This is a genomic window from Cohnella baijiui (assembly GCF_020731285.1).
Taxonomy (GTDB): Bacteria; Bacillota; Bacilli; order Paenibacillales; family Paenibacillaceae; genus Cohnella.
On record NZ_JAJFOW010000020.1, the window covers coordinates 1 to 25,225 of the forward strand.

18 protein-coding genes and 1 pseudogene are annotated in these 25,225 nt (G+C 61.7%); 2 read left to right on the forward strand and 17 right to left on the reverse strand.

From position 1 onward, the window contains the following. Positions 1–394 precede the first annotated feature (394 nt). From rho to rpoE, 6 genes and pseudogenes are all read right to left on the reverse strand, one after another. Positions 395–1,717 (reverse strand): annotated as a pseudogene (rho, locus tag LKX83_RS18025) (transcription termination factor Rho); the annotation flags it as partial. Between the two features lie 73 nt (positions 1,718–1,790). Beyond that, the gene (locus LKX83_RS18030; protein ID WP_227883688.1) at positions 1,791–3,041 is read right to left on the reverse strand and encodes a UDP-N-acetylglucosamine 1-carboxyvinyltransferase; all 1,251 of its coding nucleotides are present in this window, start codon (positions 3,039–3,041) and stop codon (positions 1,791–1,793) included. A 174-nt stretch (positions 3,042–3,215) separates the two neighbouring features. Continuing rightward, positions 3,216–4,070: a class II fructose-1,6-bisphosphate aldolase gene (fba, locus tag LKX83_RS18035; RefSeq protein WP_227883689.1), complete on the reverse strand. Its 855-nt coding sequence runs from the start codon at positions 4,068–4,070 to the stop codon at positions 3,216–3,218. A 421-nt stretch (positions 4,071–4,491) separates the two neighbouring features. Beyond that, positions 4,492–4,887, reverse strand: coding sequence for a response regulator (locus tag LKX83_RS18040; protein WP_185142013.1), 396 nt, complete (start codon positions 4,885–4,887; stop codon positions 4,492–4,494). Between the two features lie 142 nt (positions 4,888–5,029). Continuing rightward, on the reverse strand, positions 5,030–6,637 hold the full coding sequence (locus LKX83_RS18045) for a CTP synthase (RefSeq protein ID WP_227883690.1): 1,608 nt from the start codon (positions 6,635–6,637) through the stop codon (positions 5,030–5,032). 181 nt (positions 6,638–6,818) lie between these two features. Next, positions 6,819–7,406 (reverse strand): DNA-directed RNA polymerase subunit delta, encoded by a 588-nt coding sequence (rpoE, locus tag LKX83_RS18050; RefSeq protein WP_227883691.1) that lies wholly within the window; start codon positions 7,404–7,406, stop codon positions 6,819–6,821. A 351-nt stretch (positions 7,407–7,757) separates the two neighbouring features. Between rpoE and LKX83_RS18055 the strand changes: the two genes are divergently transcribed. Continuing rightward, positions 7,758–8,906 (forward strand): S8 family peptidase, encoded by a 1,149-nt coding sequence (locus tag LKX83_RS18055; RefSeq protein WP_227883692.1) that lies wholly within the window; start codon positions 7,758–7,760, stop codon positions 8,904–8,906. 56 nt (positions 8,907–8,962) lie between these two features. Here LKX83_RS18055 and argS read toward each other — a convergent pair whose 3' ends face one another. From argS to speE, 9 genes are all read right to left on the reverse strand, one after another. Next, entirely contained in the window at positions 8,963–10,636 is a 1,674-nt protein-coding gene (gene argS / locus LKX83_RS18060; RefSeq protein WP_227883693.1) for an arginine--tRNA ligase, read from the reverse strand. Next, entirely contained in the window at positions 10,633–11,028 is a 396-nt protein-coding gene (locus LKX83_RS18065) for a YwiB family protein (protein ID WP_227883694.1), read from the reverse strand. Before LKX83_RS18065 ends, argS begins: the two co-directional genes overlap by 4 nt. Before the next feature lie 342 nt (positions 11,029–11,370). Further along, entirely contained in the window at positions 11,371–13,116 is a 1,746-nt protein-coding gene (locus LKX83_RS18070) for an ABC transporter substrate-binding protein (protein WP_227883695.1), read from the reverse strand. A 72-nt stretch (positions 13,117–13,188) separates the two neighbouring features. After that, a complete protein-coding gene (locus LKX83_RS18075) occupies positions 13,189–14,094 on the reverse strand; it encodes a carbohydrate ABC transporter permease (RefSeq protein WP_227883696.1) in 906 nt (301 codons plus the stop codon). 16 nt (positions 14,095–14,110) lie between these two features. Beyond that, positions 14,111–15,067 (reverse strand): ABC transporter permease, encoded by a 957-nt coding sequence (locus LKX83_RS18080; protein WP_227883697.1) that lies wholly within the window; start codon positions 15,065–15,067, stop codon positions 14,111–14,113. A 233-nt stretch (positions 15,068–15,300) separates the two neighbouring features. After that, positions 15,301–16,854: a response regulator transcription factor gene (locus tag LKX83_RS18085; RefSeq protein ID WP_227883698.1), complete on the reverse strand. Its 1,554-nt coding sequence runs from the start codon at positions 16,852–16,854 to the stop codon at positions 15,301–15,303. Beyond that, a complete protein-coding gene (locus LKX83_RS18090) occupies positions 16,829–18,646 on the reverse strand; it encodes a sensor histidine kinase (RefSeq protein WP_227883699.1) in 1,818 nt (605 codons plus the stop codon). Before LKX83_RS18090 ends, LKX83_RS18085 begins: the two co-directional genes overlap by 26 nt. Positions 18,647–18,930: 284 nt before the next feature. After that, on the reverse strand, positions 18,931–19,800 hold the full coding sequence (gene speB, locus LKX83_RS18095) for an agmatinase (protein WP_227883700.1): 870 nt from the start codon (positions 19,798–19,800) through the stop codon (positions 18,931–18,933). A gap of 463 nt (positions 19,801–20,263) precedes the next feature. Beyond that, positions 20,264–21,091, reverse strand: coding sequence for a polyamine aminopropyltransferase (speE, locus tag LKX83_RS18100; protein ID WP_227883776.1), 828 nt, complete (start codon positions 21,089–21,091; stop codon positions 20,264–20,266). 300 nt (positions 21,092–21,391) lie between these two features. On the opposite strand from speE, the gene LKX83_RS18105 reads away from it, so the two are divergent. Further along, the gene (locus tag LKX83_RS18105) at positions 21,392–23,500 is read left to right on the forward strand and encodes a transglycosylase domain-containing protein (protein ID WP_227883701.1); all 2,109 of its coding nucleotides are present in this window, start codon (positions 21,392–21,394) and stop codon (positions 23,498–23,500) included. 99 nt (positions 23,501–23,599) lie between these two features. Here the strand turns inward: LKX83_RS18105 and LKX83_RS18110 are convergent, their stop codons facing one another. Continuing rightward, positions 23,600–24,097: a YwhD family protein gene (locus LKX83_RS18110; RefSeq protein ID WP_227883777.1), complete on the reverse strand. Its 498-nt coding sequence runs from the start codon at positions 24,095–24,097 to the stop codon at positions 23,600–23,602. Between the two features lie 190 nt (positions 24,098–24,287). Continuing rightward, a complete protein-coding gene (locus LKX83_RS18115) occupies positions 24,288–25,139 on the reverse strand; it encodes a hypothetical protein (protein ID WP_227883702.1) in 852 nt (283 codons plus the stop codon). Between the last annotated feature and the right edge of the window lie 86 nt (positions 25,140–25,225).

Here is a 25,225-nt window from a genome sequence, read left to right on the forward strand (position 1 = left end):
CGGCGCCGGCGGTCGCGCCTGGTGCCGCCGGCGCGACCGGACGCGAGGCCGCCGTGCCGGAGCTCGCGCTGCCGGAGCCTGCGCCAGGCGTAGGCGTACTCGCGCCTACTGCGCCGGATGCGCCCTGCGCCGATGGCGCGCTAGGCGCCGGACGCGGCGCAGTCGTGCCGGTGCCGGCGGCGTTTGCGCCGGTCGGCTCGGCGCCGCCGTTGCCGTAGGCGGAGCCGCCGTTCGCGGCGCCGGTCGGCCGCGCGCCCGTCCCGGCATGGCCGGACGAATAGCTCGGGCGCGAGCCCGCATAGTTGCCGCTCGGGGAGGAGGAGCGCATCGGCGCTCCCGTACCCGTGCGGGTCGTTCCGCCCGTATAACGGCTCGCGTTCGAGCTGTATCCGGCACCGCTGCCGGTCCCTCCGCCGCCGCTGCTGTAGGTGGTAGCCGTGCCCGAGCCGGTACGGATCGGACCGCGCCCAGCGGAAGGGCCGCCGGACGATTCCAGCACGGTCAGGAACTCGATGTTCGTCTTCGTCCCGGCGAGCTTGCGCAGGAACTGGTCCACGAACTCCGGAGAATCGTTCATGCTCTTGCGCAGTGTCCATACCCGGTCGAGCTCTTCCTTGGTGAGGAGCATCTCCTCGCGTCGCGTGCCCGAACGGCGAATGTCCAGCGCAGGGAAGATGCGACGCTCCGCCAGCTTGCGGTCGAGGTGCAGCTCCATGTTGCCCGTTCCCTTGAATTCCTCGTAGATGACGTCGTCCATCCGCGAGCCGGTCTCGACGAGCGCGGTCGCGAGGATCGTCAGGCTGCCGCCCTCCTCCACGTTGCGCGCGGCGCCGAAGAACCGCTTCGGACGGTGGAAAGCCGCAGGGTCCACGCCCCCGGACAGCGTGCGCCCGGACGGCGGCACGACGAGGTTGTACGCGCGGGCGAGCCGCGTGATGCTATCTAGCAGGATGACGACATCCTTCTTCTGCTCCACGAGCCGTCTGGCCCTTTCCAGTACCAGCTCCGCCACCTTGATGTGATGCTCCGGCAATTCGTCGAACGTCGAGGCCACCACTTCCCCTTTGACCGAGCGCTGCATGTCCGTCACTTCCTCCGGCCGCTCGTCGATGAGCAGCACGAAGAGCGAGATGTCCGGACGGTTGGTGGAGATGCTGTTGGCGAGCTCCTTGAGCAGCAGCGTCTTGCCGGCCTTAGGCGGCGCTACGACCAAGCCGCGTTGGCCAAGCCCCACCGGCGCTAGCAAGTCCATGATGCGGGTCGACAATCGGGTGGGGGTCGTCTCGAGCACGAGTTTCTCGTTCGGGAACAGAGGAGTCAGGGCGGGAAAATGGAGGCGTTCGGCGGCGACTTCGGGGGAATCTCCGTTTACGGCATTGACCTGCAGGAGACCGAAGTACCGTTCGCTCTCCTTAGGCGCCCGGCACTTGCCGGACACGAGGTCGCCGGTCCGCAGATCGAACTTGCGAATCTGGGAAGCCGAGATATAGATATCCTCCGCGCTGGGCAGGTAGTTAATCGGGCGAAGGAAGCCGTAGCCTTCGGGCAGCACTTCCAGGACGCCTTCGAGGAACATATGCCCGCCGCGCTCCGCCTGCGAACGCAGGATCGCGACGATGAGCTCTTTCTTGATCATTTGGCTGTAATTGCTGATCTGATGGTCCTTGGCGAGCTTATACAGCTGCGTCAGGGTTAACCCTTCCAAATCGGACATCATAAAATCCGTCAATACAATCCCCACTTCATCGTTAGAATAAAGGCGAGGGACGCCGCATCAAGCGGCGAACGCCTCACCCTTCTCGCCAGACGTCCGCGCCGAGATTGCGAAGATGCTCGTCTAATCTCTCATAACCGCGGTCGATGTATTCCAAACCGGTAATTTCCGTCACTCCTTCGTCTACCGTCAGCGCAGCCACGACTAGCGCCGCTCCCGCGCGCAAATCGGCCGCCCGTACTTTGGCCGCATTCAGGGGCCCGCCCTCGATGATGGCCGACCGGCCCTCGACCCGGATTTGCGCGCCCATGCGCGTCAGCTCCGGCACATGCTTGAAGCGGTTGCTGTATACGTAGTCGGACAGGATGCTCACGCCGCTCGCCTGCGTCAAGAGACTCGTCATCGGAGACTGCAAATCGGTCGCGAAGCCGGGATAAACAAGCGCCTTGACGTCGACAGCTTCGTAGTTCGGCTGGCCAACCACGCGGATCGCCTCGTCCATTTCGTAGACGTGCACGCCCATTTCTTGGAGCTTGGCGGTAATCGCCTCTAAGTGCTTCGGAATGATATTGTCGATGATGACGTCGCCGCGCGTGGCGGCTGCTGCGATCATATAAGTGCCTGCTTGAATCCGGTCGGAGATGATCGAGTGACGGCAGCCGTGCATACTGGACACGCCTTCGATGCGGATCGTCTCCGTGCCGGCCCCCTTGATCTTCGCGCCCATCGCGTTCAGGAGCGTGGCGACGTCGATGATCTCCGGCTCCTTGGCGGCGTTCTCGATGATGGTGGAGCCTTTGGCTCTGGCTGCTGCCAGCATGATGTTGATCGTGGCGCCGACGCTGACGACGTCCATATATATTCTAGCCCCGCGCAATTCTTGTGCCTTGATGCGGATGGCTCCGTGTTCGTTCGTTACGACCGCGCCCAACGCTTCAAAGCCTTTGATATGCTGATCGATGGGACGGGGTTCGAAATTGCATCCGCCCGGCATGCCGATGAGGGCTTCGCCGAAACGGCCCAGCAGTGCGCCCATCAGATAATAGGAAGCTCTTAAGAGCTTTACGCGGCCGTTGGGCATTGGAATGGATTGAATGCGGGTCGGGTCAATCGACAGGGTGTCTTCGTTCCAAGTCACTCTGCAACCTAGCTCTTCGAGCAATTCTCTATAAATTTCTACATCGCTGATATGAGGAAGATTGTCCAGCCTGACTTCGGATTCCGCCAGGATCGCTGCCGGCAGCAGCGCGATCGCGCTGTTTTTGGCGCCGCTGATTGAGACTGTTCCGCGGAGCGGGCGCCCACCGCGTATCATAAGTTTCTCCATGAATGCATGGTCCTCCTAGTATTCTGCTCCATCTGCCCGCTCTTTAAGCCGTCGTGCGGATACAAATGAAGGAAAAGGGAAAGACGCCGCGGACGACGCTTTCCCCGAGCTGGAGCGGTTGCCGCAGGGATACAAGGCTGCGACAGCCCGCGGGACGTGCGGAATAATAGGGAATTAAGCTTGGTTGCTGCTGCCGAAAAGGCGAATCTTCTCTTGCACGACGGCTTGCATCGCGTTGCGAGCAGGCGTGAGATATTTGCGAGGATCGATCACTTTGTCGTCTTTGCCGAGAACTTCGCGGATCGCCGCGGTGCAGGCGACTTGGTTCTCGGTGTTTACGTTGATCTTGCCGACGCCGGATTGGATCGCTTCGCGGATCATTTCGTCCGGCACGCCGGAGCCGCCGTGCAGCACGACCGGTACCGGAATTTTGGCGACGACTTGCTTAATGATATCGTAGTGGATCTTCACTTCGCCCTTGTACATGCCGTGCGCGGTGCCGACGGCGATCGCGAGGCAGTCTACGCCCGTCTCTTCGTAGAAACGGATCGCTTCTTCGGGCTTGGCCAACTTCGCATCCGCTTCGTCGACGCTCAGGTCGTCTTCGACGCCGCCAATGGTGCCGAGCTCGCCTTCAACGGAGACGCCCATCGCGTGCGCAGCCTTGACGACTTCTTTGGTCAGGCGGATGTTGTCTTCGAACGAGTGGTGGGAGCCGTCGAACATGACGGACGAGAAGCCCGCGCGGATACACGCCATCGCGACTTCGAAGCTGCTGCCGTGGTCGAGGTGCAGCGCGATCGGCAGTCCCGATTTCTTGGCCGCCGCTTCGGCGATCGCAACCGTGTATTCCATGCCCATGTACTTCAGCGCGCCTTCGCTGACGCCGAAGATGAAGGGAGACTTCTCGGCGATCGCCGCGTCCGTGATCGCTTGGGCGAACTCGAGGTTGTTCATGTTGAACTGGCCCACTGCGAACTTGCCGGCTTTTGCCTTAGGCAAAAATTCGTTCATTGACACGAGTGGCATAATGTGTGATTCCTCCTGCGATTCAGATAAGCTGTAAGTCGTCTCTTCGCCGACTTGCATACTGCGCTATTATAACACAAAAAGACTTTTTATTGTAAAACGGCCTGTCCCGCAGAAAAACGGCGGGAACGCCCTTGAATACGGGAAAAACGGCCGGAAACCGCCTCCCGCAAGGCCCCGCCGCGGCCGCTCTCCGGCCGCGGGAAGCAGATTAGAATTTTCTCAAGCGACGCCGGGCAACTTGTCCGGGCGAATCCAGGCTTTGAAAGGAATCTTCCTTTGGCACGGAAAGCGGGTGCGGACGCCGTCGGGGAGGCCGCCCAAGAGAGGAGGAGGCGGAAAATCGGCAAGCGAAGCGGCGGGGGGAAACAAGGGGCCGTCGGCGAAAGAAGCCGGTGGTGAACAGAAGGAAAGAAAGCTCTCAGGACCCCGAGGCGAAACGGGGCGAAGGGCCGCCTTCCAATTGCATGTTCACGGCGATGCGGAGCTCATCGATGTCGAACGGCTTCGTAAAGTGCATCAGCGCACCGAGATCGGTCGCTTCCTTGATCATGTCGAGCTCTCCATAGGCGGTCATCATGATTACTTTGATCTCACGGTTCATTTCCTTGATCTGTTTCAGAATTTCCAAGCCGTCCATTCCCGGAATCTTCATATCGAGGAGGACCAGGTCCGGCGTGTGGTTGCGCACGATCTCGAGCGCCGCGCGCCCGTTCGCCGCCTGGAACGTCTCGTAGCCTTCGACGCTGAACACTTCGAGCAGTAGGATTCGGATACCGATTTGATCATCGACAATGAGCAGCTTCTTCTTAGGCATCAAATAATCCTCCTCCATAACCTTCTAACCTGTATCCTCCCGTATTCGCGGTCTCGACATGGAAATCCTTCCGCACCCATGGAAAATTGTGAAAAAATAGCGACGGCCTTCGCCGTCGCTGTTAGATAACCTGCCTTTTGCCTTAGCCTTCCGCGTGAACGAGGGAAGCTTTGACGAAATCGCGGAAAAGCGGCTGCGGACGGTTCGGACGGGACGTGAATTCCGGGTGGAATTGCACGGCGAGGAACCACGGATGTCCGGGCAGCTCGACCATTTCCACGAGGCGGCCGTCCGGCGAAGTGCCGGAAATTTTAAGCCCCGCGGATTCGATCTGTTCGCGGTATTCATTGTTGAATTCGTACCGGTGACGGTGACGTTCGTACACGAGCTCGTCATCGTAGCATTGCGCCGCAAGCGTGCCTGGCACGACCTTGCAAGGATAAAGGCCGAGGCGCATCGTGCCGCCAAGATCCTCGATGTCCTTCTGCTCGGGGAGCAGATCGATGACCGGGAACGGCGTTGCCGGGTGGATCTCCGAGCTGTTGGCGCCGTCGAGGCCGACCATGCTGCGGGCGTATTCGATGACGGCGACTTGCATGCCGAGGCAAATGCCGAAGAACGGGATCTCCCGCTCGCGCGCGTAGCGGATCGCGGTGATCTTGCCCTCGATGCCCCGGTCTCCGAAGCCCCCCGGAACGAGGATGCCGTTCACCCCGCCCAGCATGTCCTCCACGTTGGCGGGCGTGACTTCTTCGGCGTTGACCCAGCGGATCTGCACCTCGGAGTCCGCGTCGATGCCGGCGTGTCCGAGCGACTCCACGATGCTAAGATAAGCGTCGTGCAGCGCCACGTACTTGCCGACGATCGCGATTTCCGTCGTCTTTTTCAGCGATTTCACGCGCTGGACGAGCGCTTCCCATTGGGCCATATCCGGCACCAGTTCCCCGCCGAGACCGAGATGCTTGACGACGTAGTCGTCGAGCCCTTGCTCGCGGAGCATGAGCGGCACTTCGTACAGCGTAGAAGCGTCGCGGCACTCTACGACGGCGTTCGCATCGATGTCGCAGAACAGCGCGATCTTGCGCTTCATGTCCTCGGCCAGCGGATATTCCGTCCGGCAGACAATGACGTTGGGCTGGATGCCGATGCTGCGCAGTTCCTTGACGCTGTGCTGGGTCGGCTTCGTCTTCACTTCGCCGGCCGCCTTGATGTACGGGATCAGCGTCACGTGGATGTACATGACGTTGTCCCGGCCGATGTCGCTCTTGATCTGGCGGATCGCTTCGAGGAACGGCAAGCTCTCGATGTCGCCCACCGTGCCGCCGATCTCCGTGATGACGACGTCGGAGCCGGTCTCGCGGCCCGCGCGGAAGACGCGGTCCTTGATCTCGTTGGTGATGTGCGGGATGACCTGAACCGTACCGCCGAGATATTCGCCTCGGCGTTCCTTGCTGATGACCGTCGAGTAGATCTTGCCGGTCGTCACGTTGCTGTTTTTGGAGAGATTGATATCGATGAAGCGTTCATAGTGGCCGAGGTCGAGGTCGGTCTCCGCGCCGTCGTCGGTCACGAACACTTCCCCGTGCTGATAAGGGCTCATCGTCCCCGGATCCACGTTAATATAAGGGTCGAATTTTTGAATCGTCACCTTAAGGCCGCGATTCTTGAGCAGCCGTCCGAGCGAAGCGGCGGTAATTCCCTTGCCGAGCGACGACACGACGCCGCCTGTCACAAAAATGTATTTGGTCACCCTGTATGAAACCTCCCACCACGTGCCGATCGGCATCGTTCTTAGATTGCCCGCAAAACAAAAAAGTGACACCCAATAAATGGGGGCACTTTTAAAATTTACACCCTATAGAAATGCTCGCTTGAAAAGCCCAAGCCTAAGTTTAACGTCTGGTCTGGTGGGTGTCAAGCCTGACGAGCGCCTACTTTTCGTCTTCCTCTTCGTCGTCCAGGTCGCCCTCTTCGAAGTCTTCTTCTTCTTCCTCTTCCGCTTCTTCTTCGTCGATCTCTTCCTCGATGCCGGACTCCTCGTCCTCGTCGATCGCGACTTCTTCGTCGGCTTCGCTGGCTTCCTCGCCTTCGTCGAAAATCTCCTCGCGGTCTTCGTCGAACAGATCGAAGCCTTCTTCGCCTTCCGTGAAGGTTTCTTCCTCGTCCTCGCCGTACAGATCCTCGTCGTCCAGATCGTCGTCGTCGTTGATGATGCGAGGACGCTTGGCGCCGCCGGTGACCGGATCGTCGGAACGATCAACCGGATACCAGCGCTTTAAGCCCCATACGTTGCTGCCTACGCAGGCGAAGCGGCCGTCGATGTTGATCTCGGTATACACCTGGGCGATGGATTCGTTGATCTGCTCTTCCGTAAAGCCGCGCAGCTTGGCGATCTCCATCATCAGATCCCGGTAGTAAAAGGGGGTGTTGGCCGCCTTGAGCACCTCGAAGGCGAGGTCGACCATCGGCATTTCCCGGATTTTTTCGGCGTCGAATTTCAGGACGTATTCCGCGCTCACCTTAAGTCCCCATCCTCTCTGTATGTTAACCAAAAATCTTGATTCGCGTTGGTGTCAACCAATAGTTAACCGCATTTCCTGTGAAAATGCAAGTTTTCGGAACGCGAAAAAGCGAAGGCGGGTCCGCAGACTGCGCCTTCGCTTTTCGACTGTACCCCGGCCGCCTCCCGCGGGAGGAACCGACGTGGCTAAGAGTCTCGCCGGGAAACTCTCCCTTCATCGTATGTGAAGCGCCGCCGTTTGACACAGAGTGACGCCCATTTCCGTCTAAAAAACGCGAATTCCCAAGCTTTTGCGGAGGTGCGTTCATACAATAGGGAAGCTCATTTCGTCGGGAGGGGTTACAAGCCAATGGACACGAGCGGCTTCCTGAAATGGCTGCAAGGCGCTCTCGCGGCTTCCGGCAAAAACGCCGGCCGTACGATCCTTCGCGTCGCCCAGCCTTCCGATTACTTCAACCTCCTGTCTGCCTTGCGTCGGGCGCGGCGAAGCTCCAAGACGCTCCGGGCCGTGCGCCAGCTCGGCATCATCCGCGGCTTTTCCTTTCCGCTGCCGATCGCAGGCATCCCCGAAGCCTATCGAGGCGCCTTCGTTTGCGAAGAGGACCCGATCGTCACCGTACGCGCGCCGCTCCGGGCTACCCGGTCCGTCCTCGCGAGCGATCTGAATATCCCCTGGGGCGTCAGGCGGATCCGGGCGCCGCTGGCTTGGAACCGGACGACGGGCCAGCGCGTCAAAATCGGCGTCATCGACACGGGTGTCGACTTTCAGCACCCCGACCTCCGGCACGCCTTGGAGCGCGGCATCAATCTGCTGCAGCGGACGATGCTGCCGCATGACGACAACGGTCACGGCACCCATATCGCCGGGTCCATCGCCGCCGCCAATCCGATCCGCGGCATGATCGGCGTCGCCCCGCGCTCGTCGATCTATCCGGTCAAAGCCTTCGACCACAACGGCACCGCTTTCGTCTCCGACATTATCCTTGGCATCGAATGGTGCGTGCGCAACCGGATCGACATCGTCAACATGAGCTTCGGCATGCGCACCAGAAGCAAGGCGCTGCTGAGCGCCGTGAACAACGCCTACCGCTCCGGCGTGCTCATCGTCGCTTCTTCCGGCAACGACGGCAAGCGGGGAGAGATCGACTTTCCCGCGCGCTTCGCCAACACGGTGTCCGTCGGCGCGCTGAACCGGCAGGGCCGCATCGCGAAGTTCACGAACCGCAGCGCGATGGTGGACATTTATGCGCCCGGCGAGCAGATCGAATCCGCCTGGCTGCGGGGCCGTCGCCGCATCATGAGCGGCACGTCGATGGCCACCTCTCACGTGACCGGAGCCATCGCGCTGCTGCTGGCCGAAAAGCCGGAGCTCACGCCCGGGGAGATCAAGGATATCCTGAAGGCCTCCTCGCGCCCCCTACAGCGCACGACAGCTCCCCGGGGAGCCAGGGAGCTGGACGTGATGCGGATGCTGCAAATCGCCGACGATCGGCAGTGACGCGCCGCCCGCCGGGTTGCCCGGGGCGCCGCGGCCGAAGCCGGGCGCCCGGGCGGCTACATCCGGTCCGGGGCGGACACGCCAACGAGACGCAGGCCGTTCGCAAGCGTATGACGGAGCGCTTCCAGCAGCTGAAGGCGGGCCTGGCTCTGCTCCGCGTCTTCCGTGATGACCCGCTCCGCCCGGTAGTAGCTGTGGAAGAGCGAGGCAAGTTCGTATACATAGCGGATGATCTGGTGCGGCGCATAGGTTGCCGCCGCGTCGGCGACGGCGGCTGGCAGCTCGCCCATCTTGCGCAGCAGATCGTATTCGTGCTCCGTCGTCAGGAGCTCCAGCTTGGCTTCGTCCGCCGGCAGCAGCGCGACGCCCTGCTCCTCTGCCTGGCGGAAGATGCTGCAGATGCGCGCGTGCGCGTACTGGACGTAGAACACCGGGTTCTCGTTGGACGTCGAAACCGCCAAATCCATGTCGAAGTCGAGATGGGAGTCCATGCTCCGCATCGTGAAGAAATAGCGAATCGCGTCGACTCCGACTTCGTCCATCAGATCTTCCATCGTGACGGCTTTGCCGGTGCGCTTCGACATTTTGACCTTTTCGCCGTTCTGGAAAAGACTGACCATCTGGGCGATGAGCACGGTCAGCTTGTCCGGGTCGTTGCCGAGCGCGGCCATCGCCGCCTTCATCCGCGGAATGTAGCCGTGATGGTCCGCGCCCCAAATGTTGATCATCTGGTCGTAGCCGCGGCCGTACTTGTCCATATGGTAGGCGATGTCCGGCGTGAGATACGTGTAGCTGCCGTCGTTCTTGACGAGGACGCGGTCCTTGTCGTCACCGAACGGGGTCGTCGACAGCCAGACGGCGCCGTCCTGCTCGTAAACGTGGCCGGTCTCGCGAAGCGCGGCGAGCGACCGCTCGACCTTGCCCGTCTGATAGAGCGATGTCTCGCTGTACCAGCTGTCGAACTGGACGCCGAACCGACCCAGGTCGCGCTTGATCTTGTCCAGCTCCCGCTCGAGCCCGAAGTCGCGGAAGTACCGGACCCGCTCCTCCTCCGGCAGCTCCAGCAAGCGCGCGCCTTCGCGCTCCGCCAGCTCCTTGGCGAAGCCGACGATGTCCTCGCCGTAGTAGCCGTCTTCCGGCATGTCCGCCTCTTGGCCGAGTGCCTGGCGGTAGCGCGCTTCGATCGACTTGGCCAGGTTGGCCACCTGGTTGCCTGCGTCGTTGATGTAATACTCGCGCGTCACATCGTAGCCGGCAAACGCGAGCACGTTGCACAGCGCGTCACCGACGGCGGCCCCGCGCGCGTGCCCGAGGTGCAGGCTGCCCGTCGGGTTGGCGCTGACGAACTCGACCTGCACCTTGCGCCCTTGGCCCGCGTCAGTGCTGCCATACCGGGCGCCCTGCGCGCGGGCGGAGGCGATGACCGGATGCAGATAGCGCTTATCCATCCGGAAGTTGATAAAGCCCGGTCCCGCGATTTCCGCCGACTCGACGGACGCCCCGGCTTTGTCCAGGTTCTCGATGATCGCAGTCGCGATCTCCCGCGGGTTTTTCTTCGCGATGCGCGTCAGCTGCATCGCCGCGTTCGTCGCGAGATCCCCGTGCGCCTTGTCGCGGGGCACCTCGAGGACGATTGGCGGCACGTCCTCCCGCGCCACGATCCCCGCCTGCACGATGGCGTCCGCGATCGCTCCTTTTAATGTTTCGTGCGCTTGTTCCAATACGTTCATGACCCTGATTCCTCCCGAATGTCCAGCCCGATCTCAAAGCGGCCCATATCCTGATCTTCCATCCGCATCTCGTAATGCCAGGAGAGCGTCCCCCCGGCGTCCGTCAGCTCGGCCTGCAGCTCGTGCGTATATGCTTCGACCGGGAGCGAGCCCCGGGGCGTATGGATCGCTCCCGGCACGGCCGCCCCGAGACGAAAGGTCATCTCGACGCCGAACTCGCCCTGCCGGACGACGCGCACGTCGCCCTTCAGTACGGAGACCGTCATCGCGTCCGGGCACCGCAGCACCCAGCCCGTCGCCAGCCGATACCATTCGCCCGCGAGCCGCTCTTCGGCCCACGGTCCCTCCTGGCGGCTGCGGAAGACGACCGCGACCCTTCGTTTTTCCGGCATGCCCTGCACCGTCTTTCCTCATATCCTTTTTACTACTATATACAGAACGTCCCGTCAATTCAAACGAAATGCGCGGCCGTCTTCCCGGCTGCCTGTACGGACCTTGACGGCGTCACTCGCATGTACTCCTCGCCTAGATAACCCGATAATCGGATTATCGCCCCGCTCCGAGCGGGGCTAGGCCGTCATTATCCGTTTCCCGCCGCGGGCCTGTCTCCTCAAACTCGGCAGCCGCAGATCAGTCAGGAAAAGGAACATTACGCAGCAACAGCTCCGGGATCGCCCCAGAGCTGTTGCTCTTCTTTGATATGAAGGAAACTCATCATGCCGACCAAATCGGGCTTACTTGCCTTCGTCGGCCCTCCACAGCGCGACGCGGTCCTGTACGTATTTCGTGTATCCTTTTTCCATTTTCTCGACGCCCGCCTTGACGAGGTCCTGCTGATAAGCGTCCCAGATCTTGTCGAAGTCTTCCGGCTTCGCCAAGATCGCTTCGGGCACGCGTTTCCAGGTGATGTCCTTCATCTTGTTGCCGAGGATCGACACCTCGTCTTCGCCCGGAATCTGGATGTTCCAGGCCGCGCCGTACGCTTTTTCCTTGAACTCGGTTTCTGCCGGGAACAGGTCCTTCCAGATCGTCGCGTTGTACGCCTTGAGCGTCTCGCGCTCAACGTCGCTGTAGCCGACCGGGATCAGCTCGGGGTTGTTCTTCGTGTAGTAGTCGCCGTTCGCGTCTTTGGCGCCGTCGCCGTAGTGAACCATGATGTTCCAGTAGAAGCCGATGCCCGACTCCTTGGTGAACGCCGTGTTATCGTTGTTGATGCGTTCCTGCACTTCCTTCGGCACGACGCGCTTGCCGTTTTCGACGATGTAGTGCTTGCCTTCGATGCCCCAGTTGTTCAGGATCTGGCCTTCGTCCGAGGCAAGGAAGTCGAGGAACTTGATGATGCGGACCGGATCCTTCGCCGTGCTCGAGATCGAGATGCCGTAGCCGCCCATGAAGCCCGTCGGCCAGAAGGAAGGCTCCTTGATGTCCGTGCTCATCGTGACCGGATAGTGGCCGTACGTCTGGTCGAATTTGCCGGCCGCCTTCAGCGCTTGTTGCCCGTCGTTGTAATCCCAGTCCTGGTCGATGAGGCCGAGCACGCGGCCCGACGCAACCTTCGCCTTGTATTGATCGTACTTCTGCACGAAGCTTTCCTTGTCCAGCAGCCCTTCCGCGTTCATGTGGTTCAGCCAGCGGAAGTACTCCTTCTCCTCCGGGCGGCGGAAATGGTACGTCGCTTCGAACGTATCCTGGTCGACCCAATACTCGCCGTCGTCGGAGCCGCCCGTGACGGCGACGGCCGGGTTCGTGACGGAGATGTACATGTGCCAGTCGTCCGCGTTCAGGGAGACGCCGACATTTTTGTTGCCGTTCTCGTCGGTCGGGTGCTTGGCGAGATAGTCTTTGATGACCTTCTCGTAATCTTGCAAGGTGCGGATTTGCGGATAGCCCGCTTCCTTGACGACCCGGTGCTGCAATTCGAAGCCGCCGCCCGCGACGAACTTCTGCTCGTTCACCGCCGCCCAGGTCGGGATGGAGTAGATCGCCTGGTCCTTGGTCGTATACTTGGCTCTGCTCAGGTAAGGCCCGAGCACGCGCTTGATGTTCGGCGCATACTTGTCGATCAGGTCGGTCAGATCGATGACGCCGCCGGCGTCGACGAGCTTGCCGATGTCGCCCTTGGCCGCGATAATGTCGGGATACTGGCCGCTCGCCGCCATCAGCGCGACTTTCTGCGCGGGATCGCCTACTGCGTACTCCGCGTTCAGCGTGACGCCCGTTCGTTTCGTGATTTCCTTGGATACGTCGTCTTGCATGTTGTTCCAGTTCGGATTGGGGTCTTCGGAGAAATAGGTGAAGGTAACCGGAGCGAGATCCTCCGCGGACGCGCTCGGGCTGGAGCCGGCGCTGCCGCTGGGCGCGGCGGTACCCGGCGAAGCCCCGCCGTTCCCCTTGTCCTTGCCCGCGCAGCCGGCCAGCATGCTGACCGTTAGCGCGATCGCCATCAGTGCGGCGGCCGATCTCGATCTCTTGTTCGCCATGCAGTGAACCCTCCCATGTGTGTTCGGTTGTATTGTATAAACAGGAAACCTGTCGATACCGGCGGCGATTGCTCAGCTCTTGACGGCGCCGAGCGTCATGCCTTTGACGAAATACTTTTGCAGGAACGGGTAGACGACGAGGATCGGAACGGTGACGACAATCGTGATCGCCATCTTCACCGATTCGGGCGAAATCTGCCGCATCACCTCGGTCATATTGCGGCCCCGGAAAGAGTCGGCGTTGGTAGTCGTGCTCTGCAGCACCTTCATCAGTTCGAACTGCAGCGTCGTCAGGTGGGGCGACGAGCCGTTGTACAGATAGGTGTCGAACCAGGCGTTCCATTGTCCGACGGCGAGAAACAGCGCGATCGTCGCGAGCGCCGGCTTGGTCAGCGGGAGGATGACCCGCCAATAGATCGTCCAGTCGTTCGCCCCGTCGAGCTTGGCGGACTCCTGCAGCGCGAACGGAATGCCGTCGATAAAGGAGCGGATGATGAAGACGTTGAAGGCGCTCACCAGGCCGGGCAGCACGTAGACGGCGAAGGTGCCGATCATGTGCAGGTCGCGGATGAGGATGTAGAACGGGATCAAGCCGCCCGACACGTACATCGTCAGCGCCAGGAACGTCGAAACGAACCGGCGTCCCTGAAAGTCCGCGCGGCTGATCGTAAAGGCCAGCATCGACGCGCTGACGAGCCCCATGAGCGTGCCCGCGACCGTCCGCAGAATCGAGATTTTCAGCCCGGTCATAAGGCCGCCGAAGGCGAAGATCGTCTCGTAGTTTTTCAGCGTGAAGACCCGAGGATAGATCGTCAGACCGCCCCGCACGCTGTCCGTAGAATCGTTCAACGAGATCGCGAGCACGTTCAGAAACGGATAAAGCGTGACGACCGTGACGATCGCCAAGATCAAGTAAATGAAGACGTCGAAGGTCGAAATCGACCAAGCGGCCCTGGATTTGACGGTGTTCGAAGCCATGCAGGCACCCCCCTTTTCAGAACACGCTCTCTTTGGTGATCCGCTTGAACACGCCGTTGGCGACGAACAGCAGGAAGAGGCTGATGATCGAGTTAAAGATGTTGATCGCCGTACCGAACGAGAACCGCCCCATCGACAGCCCGTAATTAAGCGCGTACAGGTCGAGCACCTGCGCATAGTCGCTGACGAGCGGGTTGCCGAGCAAAAATTGCTTTTCGAAGCCGATGCTGATCAGATGGCCGATCGAGATGATGAGAAGAATGATGATCGTGGAGCGGATGCCGGGCAAGGTGATGTGCCAGATCGAGCGCAGCCGCCCCGCACCGTCTACCTTCGCGGCCTCGTACAGCTCCGGACCGATGCCGGAGATGGCGGCCAGGTAGATGATCGTGTTCCAGCCCATTTCCTTCCACACGTCGGACCCGGTCACGATATACCAGAACAGGTTGCCCTTCGCCATGTACTGGATCGGCTGATCGATCAGATGAAGGCCCATCAGAATGCCGTTCACGACGCCGTCGGTCGCCAGCATCTTCGTGACGAGCCCCGCCACGACGACCCAGGAGACGAAGTGGGGCAAGTAAGACACCGTTTGCACGAAGCGCTTGACGGACATCGAGCGGACTTCGTTCAGGACGAGGGCGAATAGGATCGGCACCGTGAAGCCGGCGACGAGCGACATCGTGCTCATCGCGATCGTGTTGCGCAGCACCAGGTAAAACTGCGGGTCGTGAAACAGCTCCCTGAAATACTGCAGTCCGACCCATTCCTGGTCGAGGAAAGGACGGCCGGGGCGGAATTTCTGGAACGCCATCGTCCAGCCCCATAGCGGGAGATAGCTGAAGACGAACGCCCAGGCGATGAACGGCAGCGACATGAGGTATAAGTAACGTTGCTGGATCAAAATGCGCCAAAATCGTCGGCCGGCGCGTTTGGCCGGTTTGCTTTCCAATTCGGCTGCAGCCGCTTCCATATGGATTTCCCCTCCTTGATGCATGCCCTAATGATAGTGGAATCGCCAGACATGCAGTACCCGAGTGATTGCGACAAAAATCCCCTCCAAATTAGCGATTTCAGAAAGCGTTTTCAGAAAGAAGACGCGAAAACGGCCGCTCCCGGGCGAAACGCTTCGGAGCGGCCGTTCTCGGCTTGCACCGTCTGAGATGTCGTCTTTGCTGTTCGGCGCTTATTGGTTCTTCCTCTCGATCAGGAGTGTTTTTTGCGGTAAGCGGTCGGGGGGACGCCTACGTATTTCTGGAATTTCGCGCGGAAGTAATCCACCTCTGCGTAGCCCACCCGCTCCGCCACTTCGTACACCTTCATCCCCTCGTCCAGCAGCTCTTTCGCTTTTTCGATTCGCACTTTGTCGAGATAGGTGTTGAAGGCGTCCCCCGTCGTATGGCGAAAAAGCTTGCCCAGGTAAGCGCTGTTGTAGCCCAAAGCGTCCGCCAGCGCCTCCAGCTTCAGATTCTCCCCGTACCGGAGATGGATGAGGTGGATCATCTGGCGGATCCGCGGTTCGGAGCCGGCGCCCGCGATCAAGCCTGCGATCTCCTCCAGGAGGACGGCGATCATCCGGCGCAACTCCCCGTAGGACGGCGAGCTATAGACGGCGAGCGCGCGTTCCTCGTACGCCGGAAACCGTTCTCGCACGATCGCGTGCTTCTGCGCCAGCCGGTTCAGCGTATGCACCAGCAGTTGTCCGTACCTGATCTTGATCCCGCTCTCGTTCTCCCCTGCCTGGAGCATGCAGCGGCCCGCCTCCTCGAGCAGATTGGACAGCGGCGCCCTGCTGCCCGCTTCGATCGCGTACGTGATCTTGTCCTTGATTTCGTCAAGACGCGCGGCGGCCCCCGGGTCGGGCGTCTCGGCGGGTAGCGGCGGCCGGGGCGTGTCCTCGTGGATCAGCGTCCCGGCTTCGTAGAAAAACCGGACGCGCAGCCGCTCGAACGCATCGGCGCAGGCGTCCGCCAGACGCTCCAGCCCGTCGGCTACGCCGCCTGCCGCCGCCACGAACGGGACGCCCTCGCCCGACGCGGCGTCCTCGATCAGGCGCAGCAGGTCGCGCCTCGCCGAATCGGCGCGGAGCGGGCTCTTGAGCAGCAACCCGTCGTATGGCTCCGCCCGGAAGACGACCCCGCCCTCTCTCGCAAGCGCCCGGCCGAGCCGTTCCAGCACCCGTGCACGCGCCTCTGGGTCCGCCGTATCGGCTGGCTTCAGATAAAGCAGCACGACTTGATAGGCCGCCCAGTCCAAGCCCGCCTGGGCCGCGGCATAGCGCAGCGATTCCGGGTTTTCCCGGAATCGGCCCGCCGCCAGCGTCTCCACGAGCAGTTCGGGGCTCCAAACGGCCTGCAGCTGGTCTTCAGCCTCGGCGCGCCGTTCCTCGTCCAGCGCCGTCTTCACCGCGGCCAGCGAGGCCGTCAGCTCGTCCTCGTCCACCGGCTTCAGCAGATAGCCGTCGACCCCGAGGTGGATGGCGAGCTTGGCGTAGCCGAAGTCGGCGTACCCGCTCAGCACCAACACGTGCACGCGCTCCTCCTCGCGGCGCAGCTGTTGGATCAGCTCCAGACCGTTCATCCCCGGCATCCGGATATCGACGATCATCAAATCGGGCCGATAAGCGCGGTACAGACGGAGAGCCTCCTTCCCGTTCGCCGCCGCGCCGATGACGCGAAAGCCCGCATCCTCCCATTCGATCAACGCTTCGAGGCCTTCCCGAATGGTCGATTCGTCATCCACGATGAGCACGCCGTACATGAATCAACCCTCCTTCCTGTTGATGCGGGATGACGAATTGAACGCGGGCGCCCCGCCCGGGCTCGCTTTCGATGCGCAAGCCGTACGCGGGCCCATAGGAGAGCTGCATTCGCAAGTGCACGTTGCGCAAGCCGATCCGATGTCCCTCGCCCTCCTCGTCCGGCCCTTCCAGATGCCCCTTCACCTCGTTCAGCCGTTCCGCAGACATGCCCGCGCCGTCGTCGGTCACGGACACGCGGACCCCGTCCCCCTCCCGCCGGGCCTCGATCCGCACCGTCACGCCCTCCTCTTTGTTCTCCAGGCCGTGGATGATGGCGTTTTCCACCAGCGGCTGGATGATCAGCGCGGGCACCGGGACGTCTTCCGCCCGGGGATCGATCGACAGCTCGTAGTTCAGACGCTCCCCGTACCGGAACTGCTGGATTTCGAGGTAGCACTTGACGACGTCGATCTCGCTGCCGAGCGGGACGCTGCTGTGGCCGGCTTCCAAGCTTCGGCGCATCAGCTTGCCGAGGAGCCTCACGACTCTCGCGATTTCCTTCTCCTTGTGCAGCACCGCCTTCATCCGGATCGATTCCAGCGTGTTGAACAGGAAATGCGGATTGATCTGGCTCGCCATCATGCGGAACCGGATTTCGCTCTGCCGCTTCTCGAGCAGGTTCTTCTGCGCGTTCGTATCCTGCACTTCCATGATCAGCTCGTGGATGCTGCCGACCATCGCGTTGAATTGGCGGGAGAGCTGGCCGATTTCGTCCCGCCCGTCGATCTCGAGCGCGGCGTCCAGCTTGCCGGAGGCGACGCGGGAGAACTGCTTGCTGAGGCGCAGCAGCCGGCCCGTCAGCAGGGACGAGAAGCCGTAGATGAGGATCAACGCGATCAAAATGCTGATCGAGATGACGACGACCGCGAGCCGAATGATGCGATTCGGCTCCTGGACGATGCCGTCGACCGAGAAGACGGAAATGATCCGCAGTCCGTTCAGGCTGTCGGCGGAATTCCAGGTGTCGATCAGGATGCGGGACTTTTTGCCGTCCACGACCGTATCGAAGGTGCCGTCGCTCCGATCCGCGATGTCCCGGCCGAAATGCGCGTCGGCGAGCGTCTTGCCCGCCTGGCCCGGCCGGTTCGCGGCGACGATATGATCGTACTCGTCGACGATCATCGTCTCGAACGTCTCCTGGCTCAGGATGCCGTTCAGCATCGCCGAGTTGATGTTGATGACGAGAATGCCTTTGGCGTTGTTCTCGGTAAAGTCGAGCCGGCGGATCAGGCTGAGGTTGTACTGCCCGTTCCGGTCGTCCCGGATGTAGTTCCAGGCGATGAGTCCGTTTGCCTTCATGGCGCGCTCGTACCAGAACGCCCCCATGACGTCAGGGCTCGGCTGGAGAAACTCCCAGTTGTTCAGCAGCGTCGGATTGTCGAAGTAGAGTCGGATGCCGGACACTTCCTTGTACAGATCCTCGTATTCCCGAAAGTCGGGGTAGCTCTTGTAGGACTTGACGACACTGTAGATGGAGTCGTATCTGCGCGTCGCGAGCTCCGACAGGCGATGGTCGTTGTAGAGCCGATAGGAAATATCGTACGCAACCTTGAGCAGATCGGACGTCCGTTTCTTTACGCGTTCTACGTTGGCCGTCGTCTGGTCCACCGCGTTGTCGAGCGCCATCCGCCGGAGCTCCACAGTCAGGTATACGCCGACGATGAGGACGGGTACGAGGACGACCGCAATAAAGGAGAAATAGAGCTTGTTGCGGATTTTCATATGATTCGTCAAATGATGCACGAGCCGCATCCGCATCCCCCCTGTGTTCCTCTGCCACTACCTTCCCGAATAAAGCGTTTTCAAAAATGATGGCGAGCTGCGATTTCGATTGTGCCCGCTTCCCTTTCCGCGGTTCCAGGAAGTTTTCTGTTAGCTAGGTTATATGAAAAATTAGGATAATATAAATCGATTTTGCCACACGAATGCGCCGTATTCAAGCAGGAATTCGGAGCGCTTGATGGCGGGCCGGCGAAAGAAAACGCAAAAAAGGCGGCACCCTCCAACGGATGCCGCCTCCCGGGACGGTTATTCGATTACTTGACGAAGCCGAGCAGCATTTCTCGGATCAGCTTGGACGCCGTGATCGGCGTTTGCTCCGTCGGATCGTAGATCGGCGCGACCTCGACGACGTCGGCTCCAATGACGTTTGCGCCGGACCGGGCGATCAGGTGGACCGCTTCAAGCAGCTCCTTCGACGTGATGCCTCCCGCTTCCGCGGTGCCGGTGCCCGGCGCGGCGGAAGGGTCCAGAACGTCGATGTCGATCGTGACGTAAACCGGGCGTCCCTTCAGCTCGGGCAGCGCCCGGCGCAGCGGCTCGGCGACTTCGAACGGATGGAAGTTGATGTTCTCCCGCGCAAAGGCCCACTCCTCGCGGCTGCCGGAACGGATGCCGAACTGATAGACGTTTTTGCCGCCGATCAGGTTCGCGGCCTTGCGGATCGGCGTCGAGTGCGAAAGCGGCTCGCCCTCGTAGCTCTCGCGCAGGTCGGCGTGCGCGTCGATATGAATGATCGCCAGATCCGGGTATTTCTTGTACACCTCTTGGAGCACCGGCCAGGTGACCAGATGCTCGCCGCCGAGACCGAACGGGAACTTGCCGTCGGCGAGCACGCCGCTCACGTATTCCCCGATGATGTCGAGGCTCTTGGCCGCGTTGCCGAACGGCAGCAGCAGGTCGCCGGCGTCGAAGTAGTTCAGCTCCTCGAGGCTGCGGTCCAGATAGGGGCTGTACTCCTCCAGGCCGACAGAGGCTTCGCGGATGCGGCCGGGGCCGAACCGGGAGCCGGGGCGAAAGGAGACGGTATAGTCCATCGGCATGCCATAGATGACGGCTTTGGCCGAGGCGTAATCGTCGGAGCTCAGGATAAAGACGTTGCCCGAATATTTTTGATCTATACGCATGTGCGGCTAATCTCCTTTATTATCGATCGCATTTTGTTGCAAAAGTACAACTAATTTCAGCCTTTTACCCTTCAAATGCTCATCTAGTCGCAAAAGTACATCTAATTTGGCCGTTATTCGGCGTTTCGAGGCTTTCTCGCAAAAATAGATGTGCTTTTGCAAGTAATCTGCCTCGCGCCCCCGCCAGGAGCCAAATTAGATGTACAAATGCAACTAATCTTGAAGGACCCCGGCGAAGTCTACAGATTAAGCCTCATCGCAACCGTTCATAGCCAACCCTTTGCATGCGTCGCCAGATCCCTAAGCCTGCCGAGGCACCCGGTCGCAGCCGCGCCGTCAGCGGAGAAGCGCATCTCCTCCGCATGCTTCGCCAGATCCCTAAGCCTGCCGTGGCACCCGGTCGCAGCCGCGCTGCCGGCGGAGAAGCACATCTTCTAGCGTACCTCGCTTAATCCCGGGCCGTTTACTTGATCAGGTCTTCGACGAACTTCGGCAGCGCGAACGCGGCGTGGTGCAGGCGCGGCGTATAATACTTCGTGTCGAGTTCGGCGATGTCCTCGGTTTTGACGTTCAGCGGATCGTGCGTCTTGCTGCCCATCGTAAACGTCCACAGCCCGCTCGGATACGTCGGGATGTTGGCCGCGTAGACGCGGACGATCGGGAACACTTCCTTCACGTCGCGGTTGACGCTGCGGATCAAATCCGATTTGAACCAAGGATTGTCCGTCTGCGCGACGAACAGGCCGTCTTCCTTGAGCGACTCGTAGATGCCTTGGTAGAAGCCGCGCGTGAACAGATGGGCCGCCGGCCCGACCGGCTCCGTCGTGTCCGCCAGGATCACGTCGTATGTATTTTTGTGATCCAGGATATGCTTGAAACCGTCGTTCACCTGTACGTCCACGCGAGGATCCTCCAGCTTGCCCGCGATGGACGGAAGATATTGCTTCGAATATTCGATGACCTTGCCGTCGATGTCGACGAGCACGGCCTTTTTCACCTTGGGATGCTTCAGCACTTCGCGGATGACGCCGCCGTCGCCCCCGCCGACGACCAGCACATGCTCCGGATTCGGATGCGTGAACAGCGCCGGATGCGCAACCATCTCGTGGTAGACGAACTCGTCCTTCTCCGTCGTCATGACCATGCCGTCGAGGACGAGCATATTGCCCCACTCTTCCGTCTCGATCATCGCGAGCTCTTGGAAGTCGGTCTGCTCGTGAACGTACGTACGCTTGATCTTGGCCGTTATACCGAAGTTTTCGGTCTGCTTCTCGGTATACCACAATTCCATGGAGGACATGAGAGAACCCTTCTTTCCCAGGTAGATTCATCCGCCTTCGCGGCGGGAGGACGTGCGGCGCTTGAACGGGATGCCGGGTCTTCCGGTCTTTGGCCTATTGTACCAAACAAGTTGTATTATATGAAATCACCGTCAAAAAGCAACCGAAGATTTGCGCGCGTCCTGCCTGCGGCTCCCGCGGGGGGAGATCGACGTCACGCGGCGGTCCGCAAGGAGGAATAAGACGGGGTCCGCTTTTCCATAATAAGGGGAGATTGGCGGCGGCACGTCCGTCTGGAAAGGAGGCCCCGCATGCGATCGAACTCGGACAATCAACTGCCGGATCCCGCGATAGCCGGCAAATCGCCGCATAAGCTCCGGCGGACCGGAGAAGGCAAGCCCGGCCGGCGGTGGCGGTGGGTGCTGGCGACGATCGCGGGCGCCTTTCTCCTCCTCACCGTCGCGGCCGCGGCGCTGCTCAAGTTCGGCAGCTTGCCTCATGCGGCGTTCCCGCAGTCCACGCAGATTCTCGACGAGCGCGGCCAAGTGCTGTCGTCGCTTTCGGGCGGCGTAAACCGGCGCACGGTGGCGCTGAAGGACATCTCCCCCTGGCTCGTGAAGGCGACGCTCGCCGTCGAGGACCGGCGATTCTACGAGCATGCCGGCGTCGACTTCCGCGGCCTGGCTCGGGCAGCCTGGATCGACATCCGCCACGGCTCCCGCGAGCAAGGCGCCAGCACGCTGACGCAGCAGCTTGCGCGCAATCTCTATCTCTCCCACGAGCGGACCTGGACGCGCAAGGCCAAGGAAGCTTGGTACGCCGCCATGCTGGAACAAAAATACGCCAAGGACGAGATTCTGGAGATGTATCTCAACCAAATCTATTACGGGCACGGCGTCTACGGAGCCGAAGCGGCGGCGCAGCTGTATTTCGGCAAGTCCGCCAAATCGCTCACCCTGGGGGAGAGCGCGCTCCTCGCGGGCATCCCCAAAGGACCCCGCTACTACTCGCCCCATTTGCACCCGGATCAGGCCAAGACCCGCCAGCGCACGGTGCTCCAGGCGATGGCGGAGACCGGGGAGATCGGCCGGACGGCGGCGCGGCAGGCGGGGCGGGATCCGCTCGCGCTCCGGCCGCTGCCGGAGGATCAAGGGCAAACGGCTCCCTACTTTGCCGACTATGTGCGCAAGGTGGCGATCGAGCAGTTGGGTATCGACGAGCGCCTGCTGAGCGAAGGCGGGCTGAGGATCACCACGACGCTGGACGCGCGGATGCAGCGCGAAGCGGAAGCCGCCATTGCGGGCGAGCTCCCGGAATCAAGCGGGATGCAGGCGGCGCTCGTCGCGATCGATCCGAAGACGGGCTATATCAAGGCGATGGTCGGCGGGCGCCACTATCGGAAAAACCCGTACAACCGCGTTTTCGCCACGACGCGCCAGCCGGGCTCGTCCTTCAAGGCGATCGTCTACGCCGCCGCGCTGGACAAGCGGGCCGTCACCGCCGCCACGCGCTTTCGGAGCGAGCCGACGGTGTTCTACTACGACGACTATCGCAAAGTGTATCGGCCCAGCAACTACAACGACCGATACTTCGGCGGAGAGATCGGGCTGCGGCAGGCGATCCGCTCCTCCGACAATATTTACGCGGTTCACACGATTACGGAGATCGGGCCGGACGAGGTGGTCGGGATGGCGCGCCGCCTCGGCATCACCGCCAAACTCTCGTCCGTGCCCTCGCTCGCGCTCGGCACGTTCCCGGTGAGCCCGTACGAGATGGCCGCCGCGTACGCGGTGTTCGCGAACGGCGGCACCCGAACCGCGCCGACGGCGATCCTCCGAATCGCGGACAGGGACGGGCGCACGCTTTATTCGGCGCATCCGCGTACCGAGCAAGTCCTCTCGCCCGCGCTGGCTTACGTCGTAACCGATCTGCTGAGGAGCGTATTCGACAGCGGCGGGACGGCCCACCGGGTCGCCCACCTGCTGAAGCGTCCGGTCGCCGGCAAGTCCGGCACGACGAGCTCGGACGCCTGGTTCGTCGGCTATACGCCGGAGCTGGCGACGAGCGTCTGGGTCGGCTACGACCGCGGGCGGGCGATCAGCTCGTACGAGGCGCACCGCGCGGCGCCGATTTTCGCTGCGTTTACCGAGGCCGCGCTGGCCGCGAACGCGCCGCAGGACTTCGCGATGCCGGACGGCGTCGTCCGGGCGAGCATCGATCCCGCGACGGGGCTGCTCGCCGCGCCCGGCTGTCCCGGCCGGGTGCAGGAGACGTTCCTCGCCGGCACCGAGCCGACGGATACGTGCGCGCTTCACGGTAGCGGAGGCGGGAACACGCCGGGCGGAGGCGGGAACACGCCGGGCAGCGACGGCAAACGGCCGTCCCTGTGGACGCGGATGCGGCGCTGGTGGCGCGGCTAGGCCGAACGCCCCTAACGCCAAAAAGCGGTTGGCCTGGACGGCGTACGATCGTCCGGGCCAACCGCTTTTTCTGTTCCTTAGGCTGCAAGCCTATTCGCTTTAGGCGAGCTGGTCCTTGAGCGTTTGCGGCGAGCGGTCCCACCACTCGGCGTTGTGCTCCTGCAGCAGCTTGCGCAGCGCGACTTTGTCTGCAGGGCCGAGGTTGTCGAGCAAAAAGCGGCGCTTGATCGCCGCATCCATGCGGTTCACGTGTTCGGCGAGCAGCTTCCAGCCCCTCCGGGCTTCCGTGTCGACGAGCATCTCGCAGGCGGACGCGCCGCCGTAAAAGCTGCCGTGCTCGTCGCGGTCCACCGCGACCCACACGATCCAGACCTGGCGTCCGTTCGGGACGTTGGCCTTGTCCGGGGAAAACTTGATGCCCTTCTCCACCTTGCTCTTGGCGTGCATGGCGCCGACGTCGATGTAGGCCTCGTCCCCGTCGATGATGACGGGCGACACTTGACTGAGATCGATGCTTCCGGCACCGAAGCCTTTATGTTCCTTGTTGCTGACCACGTTCAGGGACAGCTTCTTTTTCATCGGTTGCGATTCTGGGATTTGATTGTTGTCCACGATCCATCCTCCACCCTTTCGGACTACCCCCATTTTAGCGAAATTCGGACGGAAAAGCACCCTCTTCCGTCGGTTTCGTCCGAAGAGCGGCGCGATCCTCCCGCTTCGCCGGCCGCAAGCCCGCGATACCGGCGAGACAAGAAGCGATGCCCCGACGGCTATCCGCCGGACAGCGTCAATACCCGGGGATGGCGACCTGCAGCAGCGGCTGGCCGTTCTCGTCGCAGAGCGTCTCGGCCGTCTGGACGTAAGCCCCGTCCTTCAACCGGTAGGTCGTCTCGAGCTGCGCGATCGTATCGGCGTGGAATGCCCCGATCACCCGTTGGATCGCGACGATCTCCTGGACGCCGTCCCGGTCCCGGTCTTCGAAGCGATAGCCCGATACGGGATCGACCCAAGCATCGATTTTACGGAACGCGGCTTCGGATTTCCCTTGATCGTCGTCGTACCGGCGTACGTCGAGCTGGATCGTCGCCGCGAGACCGGTCGTCCTGTCCTCGAAGGCGAGGGCGCCTCCGCCTTGATAAGAAACGGCGTAGCGGTCCCGGCCGGCCGACCCCTTGAGCGTCGGATCCACCAACTCGAGCAGCGGCTTCCATCCGTCGGCGGGACGGTACACGCTGAGACCCTGGGCCCCGTCGGAGCCGGTGCCGTTGCGGAAGATCAGCACCTCGGGCTTGCCGTCGCCGGTCAAGTCCGCCAGCTTCACCTCCGCATCCTTCCCGTACGGGATCTCCGGCTGCATCATCGCAAACAGCGTCCGCCCGTTCGCCGCGACGCGCCAGCGGATCGGTTCTTGCTCCGCGGAAAGATCCGCGTAGACCGCGATGCCCGTCCGCACGCCGTCGCCGTATAGATCCGCGCCCTCCGCGTAGATCTTCTCCGTCTTCGCGATCGGCAGCGTGCCGCCCTCGCTCGTCGCCCTCGCGATCGGCACCCCGTCTTCCGCCGCCGACGCGCTCCCGAGCGCCGCCACAGCGAACATTCCGGCCGCCAGCATGCTTGCCATCGGTGTTCTCCAAGTCATGTCCATCCCTCCTCTTGGTATTTATCTTTACCCCATTCGCCCATTTGCGCCTCCGGGCCTTTCGGGAGGACCGCCCCGCAGCCACC

Bases quoted from the DNA above. Each gene is read 5' to 3' on its own strand.
- LKX83_RS18105 (WP_227883701.1), top strand. From the start codon at position 21,392: ATGCGATCGAACTCGGACAATCAACTGCCGGATCCCGCGATAGCCGGC.
- LKX83_RS18080 (WP_227883697.1), bottom strand. From the start codon at position 15,067: ATGGAAGCGGCTGCAGCCGAATTGGAAAGCAAACCGGCCAAACGCGCC.
- LKX83_RS18115 (WP_227883702.1), bottom strand. From the start codon at position 25,139: ATGACTTGGAGAACACCGATGGCAAGCATGCTGGCGGCCGGAATGTTC.
- speE (WP_227883776.1), bottom strand. From the start codon at position 21,091: ATGGAATTGTGGTATACCGAGAAGCAGACCGAAAACTTCGGTATAACG.
- LKX83_RS18085 (WP_227883698.1), bottom strand. From the start codon at position 16,854: ATGTACGGCGTGCTCATCGTGGATGACGAATCGACCATTCGGGAAGGC.
- speB (WP_227883700.1), bottom strand. From the start codon at position 19,800: ATGCGTATAGATCAAAAATATTCGGGCAACGTCTTTATCCTGAGCTCC.
- argS (WP_227883693.1), bottom strand. From the start codon at position 10,636: ATGAACGTATTGGAACAAGCGCACGAAACATTAAAAGGAGCGATCGCG.
- LKX83_RS18030 (WP_227883688.1), bottom strand. From the start codon at position 3,041: ATGGAGAAACTTATGATACGCGGTGGGCGCCCGCTCCGCGGAACAGTC.
- LKX83_RS18090 (WP_227883699.1), bottom strand. From the start codon at position 18,646: ATGCGGCTCGTGCATCATTTGACGAATCATATGAAAATCCGCAACAAG.
- LKX83_RS18065 (WP_227883694.1), bottom strand. From the start codon at position 11,028: ATGCCGGAAAAACGAAGGGTCGCGGTCGTCTTCCGCAGCCGCCAGGAG.
- LKX83_RS18055 (WP_227883692.1), top strand. From the start codon at position 7,758: ATGGACACGAGCGGCTTCCTGAAATGGCTGCAAGGCGCTCTCGCGGCT.
- LKX83_RS18075 (WP_227883696.1), bottom strand. From the start codon at position 14,094: ATGGCTTCGAACACCGTCAAATCCAGGGCCGCTTGGTCGATTTCGACC.
- fba (WP_227883689.1), bottom strand. From the start codon at position 4,070: ATGCCACTCGTGTCAATGAACGAATTTTTGCCTAAGGCAAAAGCCGGC.
- LKX83_RS18070 (WP_227883695.1), bottom strand. From the start codon at position 13,116: ATGGCGAACAAGAGATCGAGATCGGCCGCCGCACTGATGGCGATCGCG.
- LKX83_RS18040 (WP_185142013.1), bottom strand. From the start codon at position 4,887: ATGCCTAAGAAGAAGCTGCTCATTGTCGATGATCAAATCGGTATCCGA.